This is a genomic window from Bacillus sp. GMs2/2 (assembly GCF_050172095.1).
GTDB lineage: Bacteria > Bacillota > Bacilli > Bacillales > Bacillaceae_G > Bacillus_A > Bacillus_A cereus.
Window position 1 is genome coordinate 1 of record NZ_JBNLYE010000227.1, and the last position, 6,628, is coordinate 6,628.

The window sequence follows — 6,628 nt, forward strand, 5'->3', positions numbered from 1 at the left end:
TTCCCCTTGCTACCTTCATGATTATTTTATAGCGGGGGCTTATTATATGTATAAACAATCTGAGTCACTCGAAAAATGATGAATTCGAATATTGCAGTAAAAAGCGTTATTTAGGAGGTGTTACTATGACGCATATACTGGTGATTGAAGACAACCCAGATATACAAGAACTGATTCGTGAATTTCTAATGGCACAAAACTTTACCGTTGATGTAGTTGGTGCCGGAACAGAAGGTATTCTTCTTTTCCAAAAAAATTCATACGATCTTGTCCTCCTCGATGTAATGTTACCAGATATAGATGGCTATAGTATTTGTAAAATTATGCGAGGACAATCTGATGTACCAATCATTATGTTAACAGGCTTACATAATGAAGAAAGTGAAATTAAAGGATTTGAGTTAGGTATTGATGACTATATTACGAAACCGTTCCATTACACTGTATTTATTAAGCGTGTAGAGGCTGTATTAAGAAGGGCAGCAACGAAGGAAGCAGAAGCTGCAACTATACTACAATTCCATGAATTGATGTTAAACTCTACAGCATATGCAGCTTATGTTCATGGTAATCAAATCGAATTGACAACAAAAGAATTTGAAATTATTTATACTTTACTGCAAAATCGAGGAAAAGTATTATCAAGAAGTGATTTGTTGAATAAGGTATGGGGCTATGAACATTATGGTGATGTAAGAGTTATAGATACACATATTAAAAACTTAAGAAAAAAATTAGGAATTCCTTATATTAAAACGGTGAAAGGCATTGGCTACAAAATCGAATCGTAGCAAAGACAACATCACCAAAAATATTTTCATCAAAACCTTATTATTTTGTATTCTTTTATCACTTTGTCTTTATCAAATTATTTACTTTCTAGCTTCAAACTACGATAAAGAACGTTTTGCGAAAGAAAATGGAACGCCGACTACAGAACAGGCCGATTCAGATAAGCAAAACGACGGAAGTAAAACGAAGCAAAATAAAGCTGTGTCAAAGGGGAGTATTTCTAATTTCCAATCTTCTATTATAGATTATAAATCTCTTTCTACAGCTATCAATCACCTTTTGCAGCCTAGCCAAACTGCAAAGGCAAAAGAACATACACAAAATCTTTCGGGGAAAAATAGCACTTCTAATCCGCCTACAGAAGCAGAAAAGAAAGCCGCTAATAATGATGCCTTACATACACAAAATGCAGCAAGTAAAACAAATGATACAAATGATAATCCAAAGTTAGCAGATGCGTTGCAGCAATTAGCTCCACATATTGGCGCGACAATGCTTGCATTATCACTACTCGGATCATTAATTTATACAAAACTAATTGCCAAACCTTTTCAATATATGAGTGATGCTTTAAAAGATATTATGAATCTTGATTTCTCCGATAAAAAGCTACTTAACAAAAATGCAGATCAAACAGATTTTAATTTGCAAGTAGCTGCTTCACAAGTACCAAATATTGTGAAGAATTTACATGCAAGCAATCAAGATTTAAGAAACGAGCTCAAGAAGGAACAACAATTAGAACAATCTCGTAAAGAATTTATGTCTATGGTGTCCCATGAATTAAAAACACCAATCGCAGCCGTCATGGGACAACTAGATGGCATGATTCACGGAATTGGAGCTTATAAAGATAGAGATAAGTATTTGAAACGTTCCTACGAGATGATGCAAGACATTAACATATTAACGGAAAAAATGTCGGAATTATCCAAAATACAAAACCCTCAATTTAAACCGAATTTAGAAGTCATTTCTTTATCTAATATTATTGAGGATGTTATGAAGAAAGTAGATTACTTTGTATCTGTAAAACAATTAAATGTACAATCTAATATTAAACACGACGTACAAATTTTAGCTGATCCTAAATTTATTCAAACTGCTATTTTTAACATTATTTCAAATGCAATTCATTATACAATTGACCATCAGCACGTATATATAAAGCTTTATGAAAAACCAAATGGTTACGCATTAGAAGTATTAAATACAGGTTCACAAATTGATGAAGATAAACTTGCTCATTTATTTGAGCCTTTCTATCGCGCAAATCCTGATAAACACGGGTTAGTACAAGGTAGTGGTCTTGGATTATATATCGTGAAACAAATATTAGATAAACATCAGTTTCCTTACGGGATACAAAACACAGCTCAAGGTGTAAAATGCTCCATTGTATTCCCAAAAGCAATGTAACATTTACTATAATTACATATCCCAAACTCATACTTCATGTGTGAGTGGCGGAATTTTGTAGAGTGTCTTACTCTGTTTCGTTCGCCCGTTATCCTTATTTGGATAGCGGGCGTTTTTTATTACTTAAAAGGAGGATTTTTTTATGGAAAAGTTTAAATATTCATTGCTCGTTTTATTCGGTGCTTGCAGCTACGGCATACTTTCAACTATTTTCAAACTCGGATTCATAAATGGATTTTCAGCACATCAACTACTAGGGGGACAATATGTCTTCGGATGGATTGGACTATTTCTACTCGTTCTTTTCTTTTCACGTCATAAAGTAACAAAAAAACAATTTTTTTCATTACTAACCGTCGGAACAACAATGAGTATGACTGGGATTTTTTATGCTATTTCTGTAGAAGAACTACCCGCATCTATCGCTGTCGTCCTACTCTTTCAGTTCACTTGGATTGGTGTCATTATCGAAGCCATTGCAAATCGAACATTTCCAAGCCGCGATAAGATCATATCTATCCTTATTTTATTTGCTGGTACATTGTTTGCAGGTGGTGTATTTGAAGGCCTCGGACAAAGTTTTTCTACGAAAGGGATTATCTTTGGGCTATTAGCTGCTGTCTCTTTTTCATTCTATGTTTTTGCAAGCGGACGCGTCGCTACAGATGTTCCGCCTTATACAAAAAGCTTTCTTATGACAACAAGTGCTACTCTTATCGTATGCCTATTCTTTCCGCCAACCTTTTTAACAGACGGTGCTTTGCAAGCCGGTCTATGGAAATATGCTTTCTTCCTCGGATTATTCGGCGTTGTTGTACCTGTCATTTGTTTTTCAATCGGTGTACCAAAGGTTGGAACAGGGCTTAGTACGATATTAGGTGCAGCTGAATTACCAACTGCTATTATCGCTTCTATTACACTTGTACATGAAGTCGTAACGTTCATGCAGTGGATTGGTATTATTTTTATATTGGTTGGGATTTTCACTCCTCAGCTGCTTACGGCTAGGAAAGAAAGGAAACACAATCGCGTGCATAGCGCTTGAAAAAATACAGAATTTATATAAAAGATATAACTGCAATTAAAATAAGTAAATTTATCTGGAGGTATAAATGACTATTTTAAGCATCATATTTTTTGCTATTATGTGTATCTTCTTCCTAATAAGATATATGAAAGAAAAGAAATCTTACGATTTACTTCTCGTTCCCGTTTGTATATATGCAGGAGCAGTGAAAACTCCTTTCGTAGAGTACTTAAACTTTAATACTACATTTAAAATAACGTATGATATTGCAGCTATTATTCTTGTAATCCTTGCTGTACTTTTCTTTTTGAAAGATAAGAAAGAGAACCATACTGCATAACAAAAGACCTTTCATTTACTTGAAAGGTCTTTTTCTCTATCTCATTTTACCGCTCCATACAGCTTCTCTATCTCATGCTCAATTTGTTTTACATCGATTCGCTCAAATAATGGCTGTACGCTATCAATTCTACTTGGCAACGTATTTTGCGGTTCCCAATTTCGTTTCACAATCGACAATGTGTTTCGAACTCTTTCACTTGAAAATGGTAAAAATGGCTCAAGGAGATGGGCAAAATTAGCGATAAGATACACACAGTTATAAATCGTTTCTTCACATGAAACTGGATCATCTTCTCTTTGTTTCCAAGGCTGCTTTTCATCAAAATATTTATTTGCAAAACGTACTGTATCAAATACTGTCTCTAACGCCACCTTAAATTTAGTTTGCTCAATCGCCTCTCCTACACGCTTATATAATCCTTCTACTTTATCTTTCAGCTCTACTTCAATACTTCCTTTCGGCACGATACCACCATAATATTTTTCAATAAACTTTAATGTCCGGTTCACAAAGTTCCCGTATGCACCTAATAATTCACTATTATGACTGTAAATAAATTCCCGCCATGAAAAATCAGTATCGCGATTTTCCGGTGCGTTGACGGTTAAAAAGTAACGAATAGAATCTGGATCATAGCGTTCTAATATGTCAGGCACCCATACTGCCCAGTTTTTACTTGTAGATAATTTTCTTTTTTCAACTGTTAAATATTCATTCGAAACGATATGACGCGGGATTGCTTCCTCCCCTATTCCAAGTAATACCGCTGGCCAAATGACGGAATGAAACGGAATATTATCCTTTCCGTGCACATAATATGTTTTCGCTTCGCTAGCCCAAAACTCTTGATCATCTTTCCCTGTTTCTTCAACCCAATGTTTACTCGCTGAATAATAGCCTGTCACTGCTTCAATCCATACGTAAATTTTCTTATCTTCATACCCTTCTACTGGAATTGGTACCCCAATTGGTAAATCTCTTGATACTGCCCTATCTTGTAACCCTTCTTTTACATATCTTTCTGTTAATTGAATTGCATTATCACGCCATGTTCCTTTTTCTTTTGCGATTTCTACAACTTTTTTAATTTTCTGCTGAAATGTATGCAACGCAAAATAGAAATGCTCTGTTTCCTCTACAGATGGCGTACTACCACATAATTTACATTTCTTTTCTAACAAATCGAGAGGATCTAAAATAGCAGAACAAGCATCGCATTGATCTCCTCTTGCTGCTTCATGGCAATGTGGACATATTCCTTCTACATAACGATCCGGTAAAAACTGCGTACACGTTTCACAATACGCTTGTTCCACTGTTTTTTTATAAATATGTCCTTCTTCTAATAAACGTAAAAAAACATTTTGAACCGTTTCATGATGGTGCTCACTATCTGTACGTGTATAGCAATCATAAGTAAAACCAAGGCTACGAAAACATCGCTGGAACTCTTCATGATACTTATCAGCAATTTCTTTCGCTGTCACACCTTCTTGTTTTGCTCTAATTGCAATCGGTGTTCCATTACAATCACTCCCTGAAACATACAGCACATTCTCACCTTTTGCCCTGTAATAACGCGCTAAAATATCTCCAGGTAACAAACTCGCAATATGGCCAAGGTGTAACGAACCATTTGCATACGGCCAAGCGCCTCCAATAAAAATACTCATCTTACATTCCTCCTTTTAAATATAAAAAGCCCCGCCCTTATCTTAAAAAAGATAAGGGCGGGGCTGTATAAACAGTCGCGGTACCACCTTATTTCGCCAATTACTCACATAATTAGCCTTAACAAGTACGGAGCTATATGCTCTTATACTGTGGTTTTGATAACGAGTACCAACTCTCGTCGCCACCTACTATTATCATTTGATAAGTTCAGGACGAAGCTCAAAGGCCATTGTTCAAATGAATATTCTTGCTTCTTCTCAGCTACCGAAGCTCTCTGGAAAGAATGTGTTCATCCTACTTTTCCTTTTCAACGCTTTTACGTATAAAAAGTATTGTACGACTTAATAACAGAAAAATCAAACTTTTATTCAGAAAGAAAAGGAAATCCCATCCCTCTGCCGAATAACTATACGTTCACAAAAGGAGTGATAACATTGAACCAAAAACAACTAAGCACTATAAATGAAAAAAGCTGGAATACAGCTGCTTATGAAGCTTGGACGAATCACCACGGGGCACCAGCTGATTATGCGAAAAAAATCATGAAAGATCCCACGCGCGAAGTAGCACATTATTTACCTTACATACAATCTCCAAAAGGAAAATGTATTATTAATTTACTCGGCTCAAAAGGAAATAAAGCTGTCGCACTCGCTCTTTTAGGAGCTGACGTAACAGTTGTTGATATTTCAGCAAGTAATGCAAAATATGCAAATGAACTTGCGGAAGCCGCAGGCGTCTCTATTCATTACATCGTTTCTGATGTACTAGATGTAAATCTCTCCAAATCATTTGATATCGTATTACTGGAACTTGGTGTACTTCATTACTTTCTAGATTTAAAGCCACTTTTTATAACAATCTCTCAACTACTAAAGCCCGGTGGAATACTTATCCTTCGCGATTACCATCCAATATACACAAAGCTATTAGGAGTAGACCATCCATCATTTCGAGCAAGTGGAAATTATTTCGATGAAGAATTAATTGAAGATGATGTTGCTTATAGCATCCTTCTTACAGAAGCACAGAAAGAATCGCTACCTAAAACAACCATCCGTCGCTGGACGTTAGGAGAAATTATTACAACACTCGCGGAAGAACATTTTAAAATTGAAAAACTAGTTGAAGAACACGGACCTCATCAAAGATGGCTCTTCCCTTCTACTGCACCGGAAGGAATCGAAGAACGTATCCCTGGTCTATATACAATAATTACGACAGCATGCAAAAAAGGATCCCTTCACGGATAGGATCCTTTTTGCATGCTCACGCATATAAGTTGAGGTTGGAGATTACCATAATTCTGTAGAATAGGACACAAGATATTTCAACATTTCGTCTCTGACTTACGTCGTCAAAAAGGGGTATGA

6 protein-coding genes and 1 other annotated feature are annotated in these 6,628 nt (G+C 35.8%); of the genes, 5 read left to right on the forward strand and 1 reads right to left on the reverse strand.

The features are described from left to right. Window positions 1-125 precede the first annotated feature (125 nt). The 4 genes from ACQGS6_RS20730 (at window position 126) to ACQGS6_RS20745 (ending at window position 3,578) form a co-directional block, all read left to right on the forward strand. Window positions 126-791 carry a response regulator transcription factor gene (locus tag ACQGS6_RS20730; RefSeq protein WP_000148833.1) on the forward strand — a complete coding sequence of 222 codons (666 nt, stop codon included), beginning with the start codon at window positions 126-128 and terminating at the stop codon, window positions 789-791. Beyond that, window positions 769-2,211 carry a sensor histidine kinase gene (locus ACQGS6_RS20735; protein ID WP_000201959.1) on the forward strand — a complete coding sequence of 481 codons (1,443 nt, stop codon included), beginning with the start codon at window positions 769-771 and terminating at the stop codon, window positions 2,209-2,211. Before ACQGS6_RS20730 ends, ACQGS6_RS20735 begins: the two co-directional genes overlap by 23 nt. 142 nt (window positions 2,212-2,353) lie before the next feature. Then, on the forward strand, window positions 2,354-3,256 hold the full coding sequence (locus ACQGS6_RS20740) for an EamA family transporter (protein ID WP_000410486.1): 903 nt from the start codon (window positions 2,354-2,356) through the stop codon (window positions 3,254-3,256). Between the two features lie 67 nt (window positions 3,257-3,323). After that, window positions 3,324-3,578 (forward strand): hypothetical protein, encoded by a 255-nt coding sequence (locus ACQGS6_RS20745; protein ID WP_000154125.1) that lies wholly within the window; start codon window positions 3,324-3,326, stop codon window positions 3,576-3,578. 41 nt (window positions 3,579-3,619) lie between these two features. On the opposite strand, the gene metG is transcribed toward ACQGS6_RS20745, so the two are convergent. Then, complete coding sequence (metG, locus tag ACQGS6_RS20750; RefSeq protein WP_069605315.1) at window positions 3,620-5,254, reverse strand: methionine--tRNA ligase; 1,635 nt, start codon at window positions 5,252-5,254, stop codon at window positions 3,620-3,622. 50 nt (window positions 5,255-5,304) lie between these two features. Beyond that, window positions 5,305-5,575 (reverse strand) — a binding site (T-box leader). A 114-nt stretch (window positions 5,576-5,689) separates the two neighbouring features. Between metG and ACQGS6_RS20755 the strand changes: the two genes are divergently transcribed. Then, the gene (locus ACQGS6_RS20755; RefSeq protein ID WP_001072240.1) at window positions 5,690-6,508 is read left to right on the forward strand and encodes a class I SAM-dependent methyltransferase; all 819 of its coding nucleotides are present in this window, start codon (window positions 5,690-5,692) and stop codon (window positions 6,506-6,508) included. Window positions 6,509-6,628 lie beyond the last annotated feature (120 nt).

Excerpts from the sequence above, each read along its gene's own strand:
- ACQGS6_RS20740 (WP_000410486.1), top strand. The coding sequence starts at position 2,354 with ATGGAAAAGTTTAAATATTCATTGCTCGTTTTATTCGGTGCTTGCAGC.
- metG (WP_069605315.1), bottom strand. The coding sequence starts at position 5,254 with ATGAGTATTTTTATTGGAGGCGCTTGGCCGTATGCAAATGGTTCGTTA.
- ACQGS6_RS20730 (WP_000148833.1), top strand. The coding sequence starts at position 126 with ATGACGCATATACTGGTGATTGAAGACAACCCAGATATACAAGAACTG.
- ACQGS6_RS20745 (WP_000154125.1), top strand. The coding sequence starts at position 3,324 with ATGACTATTTTAAGCATCATATTTTTTGCTATTATGTGTATCTTCTTC.